Origin of the sequence: Cuniculiplasma divulgatum (assembly GCF_900083515.1) — an archaeon.
In the GTDB taxonomy this organism is placed as follows: domain Archaea; phylum Thermoplasmatota; class Thermoplasmata; order Thermoplasmatales; family Thermoplasmataceae; genus Cuniculiplasma; species Cuniculiplasma divulgatum.
Window position 1 is genome coordinate 1,111,761 of record NZ_LT671858.1, and the last position, 19,054, is coordinate 1,130,814.

Annotated in this window: 15 protein-coding genes; 6 read left to right on the forward strand and 9 right to left on the reverse strand. The window is 36.6% G+C overall.

Translation table 11 applies throughout. The features are described 5' to 3' along the window. The first annotated feature begins 4 nt into the window (after window positions 1–4). The gene (locus tag CSP5_RS05405) at window positions 5–1,036 is read left to right on the forward strand and encodes a zinc-ribbon domain-containing protein (RefSeq protein WP_021789508.1); all 1,032 of its coding nucleotides are present in this window, start codon (window positions 5–7) and stop codon (window positions 1,034–1,036) included. Between the two features lies 1 nt (window position 1,037). Here CSP5_RS05405 and CSP5_RS05410 read toward each other — a convergent pair whose 3' ends face one another. Next, window positions 1,038–1,646, reverse strand: coding sequence for an alpha/beta fold hydrolase (locus tag CSP5_RS05410; protein ID WP_021789507.1), 609 nt, complete (start codon window positions 1,644–1,646; stop codon window positions 1,038–1,040). Window positions 1,647–1,812: 166 nt separating this feature from the next. Between CSP5_RS05410 and CSP5_RS05415 the strand changes: the two genes are divergently transcribed. Continuing rightward, a complete protein-coding gene (locus CSP5_RS05415; RefSeq protein WP_021789506.1) occupies window positions 1,813–3,120 on the forward strand; it encodes an FAD-dependent oxidoreductase in 1,308 nt (435 codons plus the stop codon). Here CSP5_RS05415 and CSP5_RS05420 read toward each other — a convergent pair. Genes CSP5_RS05420 through CSP5_RS05430 form a run of 3 tightly spaced genes read right to left on the reverse strand, consistent with a single transcriptional unit; the run spans window position 3,089 to window position 6,408 of the window. Continuing rightward, window positions 3,089–3,745 (reverse strand): histidine phosphatase family protein, encoded by a 657-nt coding sequence (locus CSP5_RS05420; protein ID WP_021789505.1) that lies wholly within the window; start codon window positions 3,743–3,745, stop codon window positions 3,089–3,091. The two genes, CSP5_RS05415 and CSP5_RS05420, sit on opposite strands and share 32 nt — an antisense overlap. Before the next feature lie 53 nt (window positions 3,746–3,798). Next, entirely contained in the window at window positions 3,799–4,944 is a 1,146-nt protein-coding gene (locus CSP5_RS05425; RefSeq protein ID WP_077076842.1) for an MFS transporter, read from the reverse strand. A gap of 42 nt (window positions 4,945–4,986) precedes the next feature. Further along, complete coding sequence (locus tag CSP5_RS05430; protein WP_021789503.1) at window positions 4,987–6,408, reverse strand: MFS transporter; 1,422 nt, start codon at window positions 6,406–6,408, stop codon at window positions 4,987–4,989. A 189-nt stretch (window positions 6,409–6,597) separates the two neighbouring features. Here CSP5_RS05430 and CSP5_RS05435 point away from each other — a divergent pair, with 189 nt between their 5' ends. Further along, window positions 6,598–7,194 carry a hypothetical protein gene (locus tag CSP5_RS05435; RefSeq protein ID WP_021789502.1) on the forward strand — a complete coding sequence of 199 codons (597 nt, stop codon included), beginning with the start codon at window positions 6,598–6,600 and terminating at the stop codon, window positions 7,192–7,194. Between the two features lie 4 nt (window positions 7,195–7,198). Here the strand turns inward: CSP5_RS05435 and CSP5_RS05440 are convergent, their stop codons facing one another. From CSP5_RS05440 to CSP5_RS05460, 5 genes are all read right to left on the reverse strand, one after another. Beyond that, the gene (locus CSP5_RS05440) at window positions 7,199–9,595 is read right to left on the reverse strand and encodes a hypothetical protein (protein WP_148689831.1); all 2,397 of its coding nucleotides are present in this window, start codon (window positions 9,593–9,595) and stop codon (window positions 7,199–7,201) included. Between the two features lies 1 nt (window position 9,596). After that, a complete protein-coding gene (locus CSP5_RS05445) occupies window positions 9,597–11,018 on the reverse strand; it encodes a hypothetical protein (protein WP_148689832.1) in 1,422 nt (473 codons plus the stop codon). 2 nt (window positions 11,019–11,020) lie between these two features. Then, window positions 11,021–12,691, reverse strand: coding sequence for a hypothetical protein (locus CSP5_RS05450; protein WP_148689833.1), 1,671 nt, complete (start codon window positions 12,689–12,691; stop codon window positions 11,021–11,023). Next, on the reverse strand, window positions 12,688–14,367 hold the full coding sequence (locus tag CSP5_RS05455) for a TRAFAC clade GTPase domain-containing protein (RefSeq protein ID WP_148689834.1): 1,680 nt from the start codon (window positions 14,365–14,367) through the stop codon (window positions 12,688–12,690). Before CSP5_RS05455 ends, CSP5_RS05450 begins: the two co-directional genes overlap by 4 nt. Window positions 14,368–14,464: 97 nt before the next feature. Then, window positions 14,465–16,327 carry a hypothetical protein gene (locus CSP5_RS05460; RefSeq protein ID WP_148689835.1) on the reverse strand — a complete coding sequence of 621 codons (1,863 nt, stop codon included), beginning with the start codon at window positions 16,325–16,327 and terminating at the stop codon, window positions 14,465–14,467. A gap of 146 nt (window positions 16,328–16,473) precedes the next feature. On the opposite strand from CSP5_RS05460, the gene CSP5_RS05465 reads away from it, so the two are divergent. From CSP5_RS05465 to CSP5_RS05475, 3 genes are all read left to right on the forward strand, one after another. Beyond that, a complete protein-coding gene (locus CSP5_RS05465; RefSeq protein WP_148689836.1) occupies window positions 16,474–17,277 on the forward strand; it encodes a hypothetical protein in 804 nt (267 codons plus the stop codon). 14 nt (window positions 17,278–17,291) lie between these two features. After that, a complete protein-coding gene (locus CSP5_RS05470) occupies window positions 17,292–18,389 on the forward strand; it encodes an ATP-binding protein (RefSeq protein ID WP_148689837.1) in 1,098 nt (365 codons plus the stop codon). Between the two features lie 63 nt (window positions 18,390–18,452). Next, a complete protein-coding gene (locus CSP5_RS05475; RefSeq protein WP_148689838.1) occupies window positions 18,453–19,052 on the forward strand; it encodes a rhodanese-like domain-containing protein in 600 nt (199 codons plus the stop codon). Window positions 19,053–19,054 lie beyond the last annotated feature (2 nt).

A 19,054-nucleotide genomic window follows, 5' to 3' on the forward strand; every position in this document is an offset into this window, starting at 1 on the left:
AAAAATGTATTGTGACAAATGCGGAGCTCAGCTCCCAGATGACGCTGTTTTCTGCTCTAAATGCGGAAACAGGGTAGGAACTGCTAGCCAACAGAATGCTGCCGGAAACCAGAATGGACAGCAAAACACAACAGAAGCCAGAACAGTGATTGCACAGAGTGGCGTCACAGAGCTTAAATGCCCTGGATGTGGCGCACCCATAAAACCCACACAGGGAGAAATGGTTGTGACATGTGAATACTGTGGAACCAGCGTTACACTTGGTAATACGGGATGGACAAATGTTTCAAAACATACAATGCTCAATCTTTCAGTCGAGGACACAAATCAGTTACATGAAATAATAAAGAAGCATCTTGACAAGGGTCTTCTTGGGAGACACATGTTTGAGGAGTCTAAAGAAGAAGAATTGACTTTGACCTATGTTCCATACTGGATAGTCCCCACAGGTGCCAATTCAAGTTTTAAATACCTGAATGTTGCTGCTGAGGTTGGAACTCTGGCAATGGATGCCGCCATTATGGGTGTTGCAGATGATGCAATGGGCGGCCGTGGAGGCGGAATGGGTGGAGGTATGATTGATGGAATGATGATAGGTGGAATGATGAGTGGAGGCATGGGTGGAAACAATGCCATCAGAGGTGGAACTTTTTCTCAGAACTATCAGTTCCCAGTACTTGCAATTAAAGACAGACCCCATCTACAGCCAGACTCTTATAATTTCAAACTTGAACAGAGAGTAGATTTCAACAATTCAAAAATAATGAAAAGCATAAAGGTTCTCAATGGAGATATTGACGAGGACACGTCAAAGGAAATGGCGAAGACTCTTGTTTCTCAGGTTCAGGAAAATATAATTAAGCAAAAACATCATCATCTTGAAGCACTTCAAACCCAATGCGTAACTGGAACACCAGAATTACTTCATGTACCAATATGGCAGGGCAAATACACACATAAGAAGAGAGAATATTACGTAATCGTAGATGGTTCAGACGGACAGGTAATGAAAACAGATGTTGAAAAACTGAAGTAATTTATTTCATAAGAAATTTATCAACTATTTTAAAAAATTTCTCTGTTTGATCCAGGTACACTGGATGACCTGAATTTTCCACTATTTCAATTTCAAAGTTTTTATGTTTTCTAATTTCATTCAACATACTGTTATACGGAGCAACGGTATCATTCTGTCCCCACAAGAAAAGGGTTGGTGGTGTGATTTGGTTTAACAGTTTCATGTTAAACCATGCAGGTCCCACTACAACTAATCTTAAGACTGAATCTGGAAAGAGAGCTGTGTTCATTATTGCCATACCACCTCCCATTGATGCTCCAATTAATGTATACTTATCTATTCCCATAAACTCCATAAATGACTGTGCAAATGATTCGGAATTTTCTATGTCCCCTCTTTCTATTTTGAAATTCGGGTTTTCCTCGCTCTTTCCAAAACCAGGGTAATCTGGCGCATATACGTTATAACCCATGTTAGAAAAGTGTTCCATTGATCCTATCCTTTCCCAGTCCTTTGAACTAAATGAATAACCGTGGAGCATTATGAGATTTTTCTTATTTTCCTCCTTTTTGCTTTCCAGGTAGAATAAATTCCTGCCGTTAAATTTTATATTCTTTTCTTCAGTCATATCAATCTTAATGATATCACTGCACTGAGATTAAATGTTACACAATTTTTAATAAAGTATTGGGAGAGATTTGATGAACGATGAATATGTTAACTTATATGACAATTCATCATTGTCAACCTTATAAACTGGAAAAACTTAAAGATTAAACACATAATAAGTACCAATGGAAGTAGTAATTATAGGTGGAGGAGCTGCTGGAATGTCAGCAGCTTCAAAGGCAAAAAGAACTGCAATTGATTCAAGGGTAACAGTCGTGGAAAATGGAAATTTTGTATCCTATGCCGAATGTGGTATTCCATATTACCTATCCGATAAGTTTGAAAATTATGAAAATCTTATACATTACCCAATCAAAGAATTTACTGAAAATAGAGGAATTAATGTTATGACTGGGAAAAAAGTGAAAAGCATTGATTCTAACCAAAAGAAAGTAATTCTTGAAGGTGGAGAAACCCTGAAATTTGATAAACTTGTCATAGCAACTGGTGCATCTGCAGTCAGGAGTGAATATGAATCCCTTGGCAATGTTTTTGCCGTCCGAACACTGGATCAGGCAATTGCAATAAAGAAAAATGGTTTAGGAAAGAAAATCGCCATAATTGGTGACGGGATTCTTGGAATGGAGCTTGCTTCAGAACTGTCAATTGATGGAAAACAGGTTACACTTGTCTCTAAACATGATAGATTATTTCCAAAAATGGATGAAAAAGTTACAGAAGATATGATTTCATTCTTTAGTAGAAATGTGAAAGTTATTCTTTCTGAAAAGATTGTAAAAATCAGCAAAATTCAAAATGGGTTAAAAGTCGAACTTGAACATACAACAATTGAGGTTGATTCTGTATTCTATGCCATTGGTATTGTTCCAAACACGGGTTTCCTTAAGGGATCTGGAATAAAACTTAGCGAACAGGGACTCATTGAGGTAAACTCCCATATGGAAACAAATGTGGTTGATATTTACGCTGCAGGGGATTGTGCAACGTCTATCAATAGAATAAGTGGAAAACTGGAGGCTCAACCACTTGCACAGATCGCAAATAAGATGGGAAGGATAGCGGGATCAAATCTTGCTGGAAAGGAGATGGTATTTCCTGGAGGATTAGGAACCACTCTAGTAAAGGTGTTTGATTTTGAACTTGGATTTTGTGGGTTAAATGAAGTGGTTGCGAAGAAAGAGGGCTTTGCACCAGATGTAAAAATAGTGAGGGGAAAGAGTAGAGCAAATTACTATCCTGGAGGCAGCACCCTGACACTAAAGATAGTTTATGATAAGGAAAGCAGACGTCTTCTTGGAGCTGAGGTATGTTCAATGGATAATGGGGCATGGAGATTGAACACCTTAGAAACTGCCATATATTCAGGAATGACCGTTGATGATTTGTTCTATAACGATCTTGGCTATACACCCCCATTCGGTCCTGTCTGGGACCCAATAATTATAGCTGCAAGCTTGACCATGAGGGATTGATATCAGAATACCAGTCTTCTCTCATATTTATTGACAGAAATGGCGAAAAGATACCATGCTTTACTTCAAGTCCAAGTAGGGCGCAGTTGAGAAATGTTCTTGGCTTTGGAACCAAATTGAGTTTTTGATGAATAATTGACCACATAACACCCCCATGTGTAACGAGTAATATTTTCTCATTATCCTTTGAATTATTCAGTATATTATCCATACACTTTTCAATTCTCTTGTGAAAGGTTGAACTGCTTTCAACGCCCGGAATGAAATCAATGTTTGGCGTTACTGGAGAAAAATTCATTGAAACGCCAAAATTTCTCATTATTCCTTCAGAATCCAACCCTTCGATTCCCCTGAAATTTCTTTCACCTAGACATTCGTCTATTATAATTGGGTATCTTGAATCTTTACCTGTAACCATTTCTGCAGTGTCAATACATCTTTGGAATGGACTACAGTAAACCCTTTCAGGGTCAATTTTAAAAATCACATCTTTAATAGCCTCAGCCTGCTTCCTGCCATCTTCGTTTATATGGCTATCCTCTGGACAATACCATAATCCTGCCTTATTGCAGTCTGTTTGTCCATGCCTCAAAATATATATTTTCCCAGTAAAATCATTACCCATTCCATTGGCTTAATTCTTGATGTAATAAAATTTTTCCCAATGATATATGGATATTATGTTTTAAACCACGAATATTTCCAGTAAAGTATAATATCATAGGCTGCTTTTATACCTCCAGCAGCGAATATTAAAGATGATGGTAACAGGTCAACTGCAAGACCTCCAAGAAGTGGACCAGGTATTTGTGAGGCTGATCTGGCAGAGGTAAATCTTGAATTTGCTCCTATTCTGCTTTCTTTTGGTATAAAAGTGTTGATGAAACTATCCCTCGCTGGCACATCCATCTGGCTGGTTGTCTGGCGCAGGTACAAAAATGCCTCACTCCATAAAAGATTATGAACAACTGGCATGAACAGGAGAAAACCATTACTTATCAGATGAGTAAAAACCATTGTCCTTATCAACCCGATGCTGTTCTGTATCCTGGATGAAATCAGAATAGATATGGCCGTTAATATATTTACAACCAGGAAGATTGCCCCGGCAGTACTAAGATCTACATTATATACAGCCTTGAACCACAGGGTGAGCATTGATGTGGTTATAAGGCCTCCTCCAATGGAATCCATGGAAAATAAAGCAGTCAATATTCGAATATGACCCTTCATATCTTCAGATATTTCTGGGCGATCACTTTTCTTATGATATACTGGAAATTCAATCAAAAGATAGAAAAACAGTTGTGTTACAGCTAGAAGCATATCCATAATAAAAATTTCCTGAAATGTTATGGTGCTCAATATGAATAGAACGAGTGATCCAATTGACGCTGCTCCATAAGAACCAAAATTATAAATGGAGAAGGTACGGTTCTTAATTTTTTGGTCAACTTCATAATGACTAATTGTGTATTGTTCTATAGGCTGATAAGCTGAAAGGTCCCTTCCACTTAAGGATATACCACCTACTATCACACCTATCACATAGAACACTGGATTGTGAAAAATTATGAGAAGAACAAATCCAATGATCAGAAACGAGGATAACAGGATTGATCTCAATTTGAGTGATTTATTAATACGTCCGTATAATATTACAAATATACTGGTAGAGAGAAGACTCAGAAATAATACCAGACCGATCTCTATTGAATTATAATGGAAAGAGGCGAGATAATAGGGCGAGCTAACAGCCATCGTAATGAAAATAAATGATCTAAAAGACTTTGTTAGAGTAAGCAGACCGGATTGCCTGTTCATTTCCCATAAATACATCTATCATTAAAAATAGTTTTGAGAGTTTTATCTCTTTATGGCTCGATCCTCCTTTCCTCTTGCGAATGAGAATAATGCACCTACGAGTAATATTGCAAGACACACAAATAGGGCTGATCGTATTCCACCTAATAATGCAGATGAAACAGTTGGACTCAAACCACCATCCAATTCGCTTGTGCCTGCAAATACCTCATATGCAACATATCTTGAAACGCTGAGACTTGCTATGGATATAGATACTATGAAACTACCCAGCATTCCAATGTTAGACATTGTTCTCAGGAACCCTGATGATAAACCATAGAGGTCCCGAGGTGAATTAGCCATTACTGCACTGTTGTTAGCAGGGAAAAACAGTGAGGAACCAATTCCTGTGAAGAATGATCCAATTATAATTATATCCAGTGTTGAATTCACCTTTAAAGTGGAATATATAAGAATTGCCACGCCCATGATAAGAAGACCCGAAGTTGCAGGGATCCTCGCTCCTATCCTGTCCGCCAATCTTCCAAACAGTGGACCAAGGATACTCCCTACTACATATCCAGGGAGAAGATACAGTGAGCTAACAAATGGTGTAAGATCCCTTATTCCCTGAAGATACATTATTAGAAGGAACACAACAGATAGAAAACCAAGACTCTGCAAAAAAGCAGAAATGATTGAATAACTCAAGACACGTATTTTGAAAATTCTGAATGGTATGAGTGGCTTAGAAACATACCTCTCTACGGCTATAAAAGCCAAAAGTACAATTGTACCCACAAGAATGAACATTTCATTGTAAAATGTTAGACCATTAGAAGTTATATCAACACCTCCATATGCCAGAATTGCCAGAGATGCAGCGAGTAGAGTTGCCCCCGGGATATCGAGTTTGTTAGGAATTTTCTGCCCCGGATTAATATTCTGTATTGCATAGATGAATGCAAAAATTCCAATTGGGACGTTTATATAGAAAATGTACTGCCAGCCAATAAACGTAGTTATAATTCCTCCCAGAACTATCCCAAGCATGGCACCAGAGTTGAATCCGATTGCAGTGTATCCGAAAACTCTGCCCCTCCTCTGTGGTGGAAAATTATCAGCTACTATTGCTCCACTGTTTGACTGAATCATAGCAGCGCCAAATGCCTGGATTGCCCGGAAACCGATTAATTCATATATAGTGGTAGAGGCTCCACTCAGTGCAGAACCAATGGTAAAAATTCCAATTCCTGCCGTGAATATTTTTTTTCTAGTAACTATATCACCAAGCCTTCCAAGCTGGGTTGTCCCTACGGCAATTACAAGCAGATAAATCAGGATGACCCATATTGACAGAGAAAGTTGAGTTTTGAAATATCCGTTTATGGTTGTAAGGGCAAGGAGAACTATGGTGGAATCAATTGCACCCATTAGCACTCCGATTAGAAGTACAAGTATCAGTTTACTCTCTCTTTCCATGGAGGGATATTCTATTTTCGATATTTAACTTAATTATAGATAATATTAAAATTTCCCATAAAAACCACCATATATAACGATAAATTGGTATGGTTAGTCAACCTGCAAAACGGTTCAATATTACAAAGTTTATTAATCTTGATTATAGGAAATGTTTAATTAGTGGCAATGTAATAATATACTGATAAAATGGCGATTAAATTACGCAAAAGTGAGGATGACAAACAATTTGAGACGAGAAGCAAAATTAGAAATTACAAATCTCAAATAGACAGAGGGCTTAAAAGACAGCAACAGCTTATGGCTCAGGCCATAGCCAACATTAAAAAAGCAGCATCGATCAAGGATAAAAAAGGGATGCTGAATGCAGCACAGAATGCAGTCAGAATAAAAAGTTCGGTGGAGTATCTGAAGAGCTTTTCACTTTATCTGGATAATTTGGAAATAACATTTGAATTTGTATATAACGAAAGGCGAAACAATGAAATATTATCTGATGCAAACAGGGAACTTAATAAGAGAATGCTCTCAGAGGAACAGGCAAGGCAGATTGAAAATAACATCCAGGCAATAAACCAAAAGACAGAGGATTTAGAAAGAAGACTTGAGGATCAGTTTGGTAACATAAATCAGAGTCTTGATGAATTTGCTGCAAGAGGAGGAGAAAACGTTGATGAGGTAATAGGAAGCATATTAGGTCAAAATCCACCAGAGAATCAGGAAAAATCAAATAATGAAATCGATGATCTCATAAATAAAATAATGGGGGAGAATACAAAAACATAATGATTCATAGAGTGAGAAGCCATCCAAAGAATAGCTTGAATGCGTAATTTGTTTCTGGATCATATGGTATCCTTAGAATTCCATTTATTTCCTGTGACTCAATGGAGGTTTTTCCCTGTTTATCAGTTTTTATCTTTATGCTTGGTCTTAGGTAGATGGTGCTTGATTTAATACGGCTCTCGATTACTTTTCTTGTTTCTGGTAAAAGCATAACAACTTCCCTTGGTGTCTGACCCTCAAGATCCAGTGTTCCCAAGGGAAAATTGAATAGAACGAAACAGAACTTCGGATCTGGAAGATCATTTTTCCTGTTATCAAGAATATTCTTGAGTATTTTTACAATTTTAATATCGTAATTTTTTAAATCTGAGTACATTGAATGATCTATAAATATGGCATAGGCCTTTCCATTGCTGAGATTATCTTTGAATTTTTCTGACTCCGTTTCAAGAGTTATACCCGACCAATCTACTATGGTCAAATTTCTGAATGTACTTTCATTTTTTGGCTTCAGGAGGATAGATATTTTATTACTTTTCCCATTTTTATTTTTCTCCGGAAACTGACTATTTACGATTATGCTATTTAGAAGTGATTCCATTAATTCTATGCCACTGGTTATATCCCAGGTGAATTTTGTATCAGATGAAAGCGCATCTATGTAGTTTAAGAAGAATGCGAGAAAGGTAGTCTTGCCTGAATTTTCTGGTCCTACTAAACTCAGTGTACTATAACTCTCACTATTCACCCCATACAGAACACCATATTGATTTGTTCCCCTGGAAATCATCGACTCCTCGTATTGCTTGTATCCCGAGCGGGATGTTTCATCAAATATAGAAAATCTTAAAGGCGTTGATATAACAGAAGCTGCATAGGAAATAGCCATTACAGTAAGGATGCTAACCAAATAGGTTATTCCAGACGCATGCACAGAATTGAAATTGGGAATGTAAACTGTTAAAATGAAGTAAATGCCGATTATTGAGGCCATCATTCCACCTTTTCTGGTGCCAGGAGATATGGTTCCACTCAAAATATACGCCAAAGCGAAAAGGATAAGAAGTATTATAAGTGAAATTGTCAGTGGTATCCAATTTATTCCACTATTGTACTGGAAGAACAGGGTTCCCTTATTGAAAAGCTTTTCAAAGAAAGGTATTTTCTCAATGATCATGGTAAAAAAAAGAAATATGAGAATAAATGAAAATAAAAGACTCGACATATTAAGGATTTCGTTCCTGATTTTTGATAGCAGTCCTCTTGTTATTAGGTAGGTTGTGGAAAGAAATAGAATAATCAGGAAACCAGATTTAATTAGATCTGAAATAAGGATAAGGGAGATTATGTCTCTAATTAGGAAAAAAAGAGAATAATAAACAACGACTGGACCGGAGGAGAATGACCCTGAGAAAAGCAAAAAAATAAAGATTGCAATAAAACCTGTTAGAAAGGAGAATACATAGAGTGTTGTCTTTGCATTGGACCACTTCATTCTGTAACCCGCAGCAGATGATATTGCAATGATTAGTGAAAACGAAGGAAACCAGAGAAAAAGATACTCAAAAAATGTAATAGGTGAAATCACTGAAACGAGGCCAAGACTACTATTAGTATTTAGAATAAGTGCCAGTAGTATCATAACTACGGCAGGCCCAGATGAATTTATTAGGAATACTGGATCACTATCAGATTCCTTAAATCGAAGAAAGTACCCTATAAGAATCATAACGAATAATGAAAATGGCAACAGGTAGTACAGAATCTCCTGATGTGGAATGCTTGGATATCCCACATATATCTCCATGGAGATAAATATCAGGATTATTGTTGAAAAGAACGCTGAGAAATATGAAATCCTGATTCTCTGTAGAATAGTAAGAAATTTGCCCTGTATCCCAACAAGCAATAATATGCCGGAGAATCCAGATATTGCAAATGCGGAAATTATGAGATAAAATAAAGTTTCAGTACCGTTAGAAATTGATTTATATGTCGTCCCTAGAGCCAGTAATGTAAGTACCCTGATAAGGAGCAATATGATTATATAAGAAATTGAAGAGAATATAAATTTGTACAGTCTCTTTATAACGATCTGATTTCTCACGCCCACTATGTATTTTTTTAGGTAGGCGAATAATCTACGCATTAAAAATGTATAAATAAAAATTGCAAGAAATATTTTTGATATTAACGGAATTCCAACATGACTGTCTATACCAAGAAATGTTGCAATTGATCTTTCAATGTTTGCGTTCAGGTGAATGCCTCTGGAATTCAGATAAAAGTATGTAATTAATAGGTACAGAATGAAAAAGAGTGGTGATATTATTCTAAATATTTTGTGTAAAGCCCTGATGTCAAGTTTTTGCTCTCCACTACCTTTGAGATCTCTATTCACTTCACGACCTGTGTCTTATATTTTCTGCTATTTCGATAACATTCTCCATCTCTACCCTTGTTATCTTGTCTGTTCCCCTTAGAGAAAAATTAACTGAAAGTGCTGATAACCTGTTTTCAAGGTTTTCGTCTCCCTTTACATAATTTTTTAGTTCGTCAATAGCATTAACAACCTTTCTTACCTCCATTGTTTGTATGTCTTTGATCAGGATATCGATACTGTTTTCTCTTCTCTGCTCTGGCTTTGTAGCTTTAACAGAGGGTTCTTCAGTATCACTGCTGTGAACGATTACACTGGTTTCCTTTTTCGCCTCGTTTATTTTACGTTCAAATATGGCATCAAGAGTTAACTCTCCCCTCCAAAGATCTGAAGCTTGCAGCTCTACTGTTCCCTTTAGATGACCACTTGTTTCGGGGATCAGTCTTGATTCTAATTCTCTGTAATCATTTATCTTCAGGTTTGACAATGATATTTTTGTTTGACCAACCACATCAAATGAGCCCAAAAGTCCGTTAAGATTTATGACAAGATTCTCCATGTCCACTATGGGTCGGATCTTAAACACCAAAGAAAACTCCTCTCCTTCTCGAAGTATGCCAGAGAGTGAATATGAGACTGACATTTTAACGTAATTGGATGGATCGTTCGTAGAATCCACGATGGTAAAAATTGCATCGCGTACCATATCATTCAGATAGGCATAATCTCCGTTGTGCTTGAATTTAATCATATAATCTGGTATATTCAGTTTTCTGAGATTTATCCGCTCGTCGTTATCTGAATATTTGATCAACTCCTGAATGGCCTTTGTTGCCCCAACCCTCGAACACATTAAAATTATGATTGCTTTAATCTGGGGATCAGCTGAGTTCAGAGTTGAAAGGAGAGTTGATTCAAACTTCTTATAAATATCCGGCTTATAAGAACAGCATTCAAGAACGAATATACCTGATGATAAAGCCAGTTCTGTTTGATCTGATGACATGTTTTTTACAGCCTCTGGAACATATATTTCGAATTCGTCTCTCCATGACTGTTTGACGTACTGACTCATTTCTGTAAAACCCTTTGTTCTGTCTTCAATAACATCTGACTTGAATAGATTGATAAGCGATTCAAGATCTCTGTCCCTTTTCTTCTCTCTTTCTTCTTGCTCCAGCTTAGAAAGTGAATTTTGGAAATAAACTAAGTTCTTTTCATCAATCTTCCTGCTTTCTATTATGCCTCTTAAGGATATGAGCAGATTGCTAAGAAGTACCTCATCACTTGGATTTTTGAATGTTGACTCTATGAGTGTCCTGACATATTTTATGTTATTTCTCTCTACAGGTGTTATATCTCTCCTTTTCTCAATTTTCTTGCATTCTTTAAAAATTCTTGTTGCAAGTTCCTCCTTGCTCTTAAATATATTTTCTTTTGCCATTCTCATCCTCTCAGTCTGAATCTGCGCTTTTCAGTTGGTTCTTCATCACCACCTATCATTTCCACTATAATATTGTTGAGTTCTGGTGGAATTAGAACCTTTCTTTTTACCAATCCTTTCTTTACCTGCGTGATGAGATTGTACATCTTTTTCTGATCAAATACTTCATTGTTTTTTGCAATAATTTCTAAAACTTCCTTTAGGAATTCTAAATCTTCAAATTTGTTTTCAACTATAGATTCCTCAACCAGTGAGAACAGGTCTTTCCTTGCAATATCGAAACTCTTCAGAATGGAAATGCTCTGATCGATCTCTGTTGGCGTCATCTTCCTGCTTGTAGAATATTTTGACCACGTCCTGAAAAGTGTTGGTATTGTGGTAAATAAAGTTCTGCCCATGTTTACGTTTGAATCACTTTTCAACATGTTTTCAACCAGAATCTCATTTATCTTTCCATAATTCGATAAACTTATATTCTTTAGGAACTGAACGAGATTTCTACCACCTACAGTATTTGGGTCACACTGTATCAGCACAGGCATCATGTTGTCAATTAGATCAGTGTCGTATCCCTTTGCCTTTTCCTCCTCAACGTTATTTTCAAGATACTTTACAGTAGCATCAATTAGATCGTCTCTGAATCCACTTTTTCTAATAATATCGCTTACTATCTTGAAATATTCTTCCTTTGGTCCATATGATTCCATATTTGAAACTTTCAATGCTGTGTTAATTGCCATTGATGGCTCAGCATTGTTGCATATAGATTTTACTATTCTTGATATAAATATGTTGGCCAGAATTGTTCTATTACTACTCTGCGGTAAGTCGTCTGATTTTCCTATATCGTAAACTTTTCCTGTCTCAATTAGTCTAAAATACTCATTTGATACAGATCTTATGAGGCTATCTTCACCTGGAATTTCAACATTCTTTCCATTATAATTTATGATAACATTTGAACTATTATCAGTGGAAGGGAGTGTACACACCAGATCAAAAATTCTTTCTTCCTGCGAAGGCGGATAATCATATGTAGAATAAGTGAGTACTATCCATGGTGGAAAAAGACTCTCAAGAGTCATTATTTGCCTGAACATGGTAGTGATATCAGTGGATATAACACCAATTTTTATCTGGCTTTGGAAAATATTCAGGAAAATACCATAAAGTGCATCTCTGGAAAATTCTCGATTTTTATCTGATATTAATTCTTCTCCGTAGGACTGGTCATTTACATCTATCTCTATATTAACTACTGGAAGTTGCATAAAATTGCCATTAGCCAGTTTTAATTTTTCTATGTCCTTAACCGAAGCAATACCTTTCAAATGATGTCTGTCCAGTTCCTCAAGGTTCTTTCTTGCCTCGACAAAATTCTTAAAATCAAAAATAAGGAAATGACTCATCAGGGCTCCATCCCTTCCATGTATGTCTTTTCCTATATTTTTTACATAGTTCATTGCGACTTTTCCAGACGGTAATGTTAACAATCTTCTGGATTCCTTAAATGCGATGTTATTCAGACCGATTGGTATACTGTACTTTTCTATGTAGCTAAAGTCCTCTTCACTTAATGAGGAACTCTGTGTAATGAACTGATATCCTGACCTCCCTTTTTTTTCCGCCCAACCATAAAGAACCTGGTCTGCAACAATGCTAATTAGACTCATAAGTCTCCTACCTCACTAATCCAGTTTGCAATTAAGATAAAACCTGAGTTTAGTTGAGGATCGAAGTTTATTCCGTACATTCCACCCACACCAAGATCTAACTTTGGAACAATTTCTCCATTTTGATCCCTTTCAGTCTTTATGAATATCTTGAATGCTGATGGATTCTTTATGTTTTTTGTGATATATGCATAGGTATTTCTCAATAATTTTAAGAGGTCAATTGCTGAATAATTAAATACTGCGTCAGGAAGTGTATCTGTTTTCGTAAAAAGGAATGCTATATTTGGACGGCTTTTTTTGTCCACCCTTGCATTAAGAATGGTTTCAATGATTCTTCTGTATTGTAGATCCCGTGTAGCCCACTCACGGTATGAAGAACAATCGATCATTACCAGATATCCTTTTGCTTTCAGGAGGTATTCAAATCTTGTATTCATCAACATTCTCCTTACATTATCGGGACCACCCTGAAGACTGTTAAACGTTTCCCCAGCAATGTCGTTTATCCGCAAGTATATTCTATTTGATCCAAATCTTTTCTTCTTCGTGAATTGAAAGACTACCTCACCAACCCTGTCTTTCGCAGTGAGTTCTGGGAACTTGTGTTCGGAAAATATCCTGTTTATATATTCTTCCATAAGGTCTATTCCACTCACAACATCTGCTTCCACGTTTATGGCCGCTTCAATGTCCTGCAAAAAATGAAAAAAGTATGCAAGGAATGTGGTCTTACCGGCTGCTGGTGGTCCGATTATGGCAATTGCGTCTTTCTGTTCATATTTAGTGTTTATAGTTGATACTGCATTTCTCTGCTGATAATTAGTCTGATTTTGACTGCTATTGACCTGTTGCTTTTGATTTGCTGACTGATTTTTATCACGGTTAAATTCAGGCTTGTACCCCTCATTAATAACCGGATCTCCTGCCATTGACATCGTATTAGTTACATTGGTTTCTGCAATACCAGTATTGTTTTTGACAATCTTCATATGAAGCACCTTAGTTGTATGATAATTCACCATAAACAATAAAGCTATTAAGATTTCTGTGAATTCAATAAAATATATAATATTATAATTAAAAATTGTTGATCCTGACGATAAGATTACACCCATATATGCAAGTATAGAAAGTGTACCTACAACTCCTGTAGCACCTCTTATCCCGGGTGTAGATACTGACAATAATGTCCCAACCGATACTGTAAAATATATGGGATACCAGAGTATTTCAAGATAAAAGATTTGAGCATAGGAAGTACTATTATGCAGGAATCCTATTCCTGCTAGACTAACCAGGGTGCTGATAAACATCCCCAGTCCTGTTAGGAATGATACCATTACATATCTCCTTGAGGCTTTGGAAAAGTTATGATTTATGGCAGCAGTAACCCTTCTCATCCTTGAAATAGAAGATGAACTTAAAAACATAAAAATAAAACCGATATAGGGTATCATTGATAGAATCACATAAATTCCAGTTTCAACGGAACCACGGGAGAGGTTTCTATAATAAATCTCCTGAGAGCCCAGTATCTTCTTATTGGCCTCTTTGACATAATGACTTATTGAAAGATACCATGATAAGAGAACGAGAGAACACACTACCGTGAGAAATATGACTAATCCAATCTCTTCACCATATCCGAACTGGTTAAGTGGAATTCCTGGCATTATGTTAGCTCACCTGTGGACCTTTTTTTGTATTCCTCATCTTCGAGCAAACATTGCAAAAAATCCATGGAATGTAATGAAGATTTTGTATAAATAATCACTTTTTCTTGAATACTTCTTCATCCTGAACTTTTGACTGAATTCCAAGACCTTCTTTTTCCATTAACTTCCATACGTATATTACGTCCTTGCTACTGCAGTCTGTCATCTTTCCTATGGATTTCAATCTTGCAATACCTGAAATCTTCAATTCGTCAAGTGTCTCCCTTCTTATCTTTTCTATCTTATCCTTGCCTGGAGGTTGATCCTTTGCCATAAGTATATTACTGATCTCTACTGATTGACTGTTATTTTCGTTAAAATAAACATTACCATTTCTCATATCTCTAAGCAGTAGCAGGAAGTTCTTGCTATCAACTCCATTATTTGATGAGTTCTTAACCTGATCAATCACACTATCTTCAAAACCATTTGGAGAGCCTATAACTGCTATAATGTAGGAATTTTCCATGTTGGAAGTTTCGATTAAAACACCCAGTATTCTTGCAAGATCAATATTATTAAATGGGTGCTGATCTATTCCTATTCCCATATTTCCTTCCTTTCTGTAAATCTCGGATTCATGAACATTATAAATAAAGGCCACTCCTATCCTGACATCATTCCTCAGAAACCTTCTCTTCTGGTAACGGTACATTATTGCCCTACTTTCTACTGCATATGTTCCATCTCCACTCAATTCGTACATTTCTGAGAAAGTGTTTCTGTTAATTATGTCCTTTACCTTAACACCTCCTTCAAAATCCATTCTTGGGTTGGAAAGTCTTATGGATTTTTCGTCTGTGAATAAGGATTCTGCTGTTTCGAAAAATGCAACTTCTCTTATCCTTGCCTCTTCTTCAGTACAGGCAAATGTGGAGTCAAAGGCTCCTGTTCCACTTTTTCCTGACACTGCAATGAGTTTTTTGAGCGTATTCAGGGTACTAATCTGCGATTCTATATCATTTTCCATTTTATAGTTTGAATCCTGGATCAGTGATTGAATCCTCTTTACTTCTATTTCCCTTAACTCTGGATTGCCTGATATGTCAGGGTCTGAATTGAGTCTACCCATTTCATTCTCCAATTCGTTTATCTTTCCTTTCATTTTAATTTCAAAGGTCTTCAATTCCTTCAATGGAGACTCAATGTCAAAACTTTTAAGTGAAGCCATATCTCTGTTCTTCAGGAGGACTGTTGCTTCCATAACCTTGTTATAAATCTGATCAAGTTCATTTCCCGATAACATTTCTGTTAATTCATTCTCTATTTTAGATCTCTTATTTTCCAGATCCAGTGAAATTTTCAGGACTCTTTCATAATTGTTAAACAGTTTCTTAATCTGACCTGGATCAATCTGAATAAACGAAATGACACCTTCGGTAATTTTCTGGAACCTGTTTCTGTATTTTTCCTCCATAGCCTGAGAGATCTCCCCTCTAACATTTTTTCCTGATAGTATATCTATGGTGGAAAGGAAATTCTCCATATTCTCATTGTACCATTCCTTGATAAGCCTGTATATCTGATCATCCCTGTTTATTAGTAGTGTCCTTATGGACTCACTGTTCATTGAATCTATTTTTGAGAAATGTTCAAGTTTTTCTACAGCCTCATATTCATCATCAGTAAATTTCCTTACGTACTGTTCTATTTCCTGATCATCTATTGTTTTATTTTCAGATTCTTTCCTGAAAGAGAGTGATATCTTTAGCTGTGCCAGTTTTATATTAGCCAGAGCGCTCTTCGCCATTTCCATTCCAATTTTATCGCTGCATCTGGTTCCTATGGTTGAGTAATAGTTATCAAGATCTCTCATCATTCTCTTTCTGCCACTCGTGTCCATTGTAACAATGTCCATGTAATCTCTTCCAGCCTCCTGAAGAGCTCTCCTGAAAATTGTAATGCATTCACTTTCCATTTTATTACAAAAATAAAAGCACTTACCCCTTTATATTAATTTCTACATCATGAAAAGAATAGATTTATTTAAGTGAGATATTATTAACATTGAGGAAGAGTATGGAAAATGAAATTTTTAATAAAATTACAAATCTAGAAAGTTTGATGAACAGGAAAGTCATTATTTTAAAGACGAGGCTCAAGAACCTGCAGTCACTCGATGAGGATACTGTACAGCTTGCCTTTTCCGTATTAAAGAAGTTTTTTCCGAAAAGAGATGAAAAAAATTATGGAAATATTGAGACAATTTTTTTAGTTTCAGGATACTGGCCATACAACTCCCACTGCACTAATTCCCTTATTGAATTTCAGAAAAGATTCGATTATGATACAATTGCAGATGGGACTGTAGGTGGTGGTATGACCTTATTTTTTAAAAGTGGAAGGAAGAGGTTCAGAAAGAAGAACTCAATAATTTCAACCATTAACATTGAAGAAATAATACAGGATTTCAATTCTACAATACTCCAGAATATGAAATCTTTCGTTCCTGAACTGACAGACCAGCAAAATGTCCCTGTCAGAGAAATCCTGAAGAATTATTCCGCAGATAAGGTTCTTGATGTGGATTTGATAGACCAGATAAATATAAACAAAATATATAAGAATTACATTGAATCCATGGGAAAGAAGATCTCTATCCTGACTGGAAATTCCGGAAGTTATAAGGATATCGTGGATGAATTTGGTAACTGTCCTTATGTGGGCGAAGGTATTGATGAATACCTAACACAGGAACAGGAAAATGGGGTGAATGAAATTGTCGATTTCATTGACGAAATAGAAACGGACGAAGTAATGAAATCAAGGGATTTCAGGAAGCAGTGGATAAAGATATATTCAGGTAACTCGATGTTCTCAATTTATCTTGATAACCTTGGAGCTGTTAGGGAGATAAAGAGTATATGAGGGAGATTTAGAACATGGAACATGAAAAATTAAGGGAATTGCTGGAAAAAGGTCTGAAGGCTGAATACGATGGTGATAGAAAAACAGCACTGTCTCTCTACAGCGATGCAGTATTGATACTAAACGATGAACTTAGAACGGATAACCAGATAAAAAAGGAGAAAATACAGAGACAGATGAAATCTATCCAAACTGCTATTACGAGGTTAAAATCGGGTGAATCTTCGGGAAGCAGAGAGGATGCAGACGGGATCAAAATACTTGAAGAACTCGGACTGACACTGGAAAATGGCAATGGCCCCACCATGGATGAGGTTGCCGGTATGACAAAGGTAAAAGAAGAAATGTACACACAGATAATATATCCATTGAAATTTCCAGATCTGGCAAAAGAATTCAATATAAAATTTGGAGGTGGGATACTCTTATATGGTCCTCCAGGAAATGGTAAAACATTCCTTATAAGAGCACTGGCAAGAGAGGCAAAGATGAATTTTATCTACGTTAATCCTTCAAGCCTGTTCAGCCAGTGGTTTGGTAATTTTGAAAAGAATATTACTAAACTGTTCAAAGCGGCTAAAGAACTGTCTCCCTGCATTCTTTTCTTTGATGAACTTGATAGCCTCTTTCCATCCCGTGATCAGGTTAACAGTGATGCAGCGAGAAGAGGGGTTTCACAGTTTCTTAATGAAATAGGAGGGTTTTCATCTGATTCCTCAGATAGACCTGTAGTAATCCTCGGAGCAACAAACGTCCCATGGCAACTGGACCCTGCAGTGACAAGGCCAGGAAGATTTGACAGGATGATTTACATTCCACCTCCCGACCTAGAAGCAAGGAAACTGATACTTCAACACTATCTCTCTAAAATAAAGAGACTTGGTAAGGTAGATGTTGACGAACTTGCTAAAAAGACCGAGGGTTACAGCGCGGCAGATCTTGAATATCTATGTAAATTCACGACTCAGAAAGCCTTTTTGAGGGCTGTAGAAGGGAACAATGAAGAGTTCATAACAGATAATTCCATGAACGAAGCAATGCTTGATGTGAAGCCTTCCATTAATCCTTCTGTTCTGCAAAGGTATAAAAGATTCATGGATCAAAGGTCATGATTAAATAAAAAATATAAAAATTTTATGGAGAAAGCGTTAAGTTGAGTGTATTCATTATCTGTTATGACCGATGACATAGAGAAAGTAGTTGAGAAAGTGAAAAAAGAAGAAATGATGATACTCGATATGAGAGATTTTGAATCCTACATGAAAGGACATATTCCAAACTCGATTCTAGCTCCATATGTTGAAGGTAGATGGGCGCCAGAAATTTCAAATTTCCTCAGTTCCAGAGATAGCCCTACCATTGTGCTATATGAATCCGATGAGGAAAAGAATGTTGCATCCAGTGAACTGAGTAAGATTGGACACGAACTTCAATTCCTGAAGTATAAAGAGTTTAAGCAGGCAGGAAATTTCCAGGAAGCCCATGCCACTAATCTAGGACCTGATGAATTTGGAGAACATATCGAAGATTATCAGGTAATTGATGTAAGAGAGCCATATGAATGGAATTCCGGATATATAGATAATGCTCATCTTATACCATTGAATGACCTCTTTATAGAGTATGAAAAGTTAGATAAAAAAAAGAAATACGCCATTATTTGTGCCCATGGAAATAGAAGTCTTTACGGTGCAATTTTCCTTGCTGACAAGGGGTTTGAAGTTTATAACGTTGATGGAGGCATGGATGCACTGCAGCGTTCTGGATATGTGTGAAC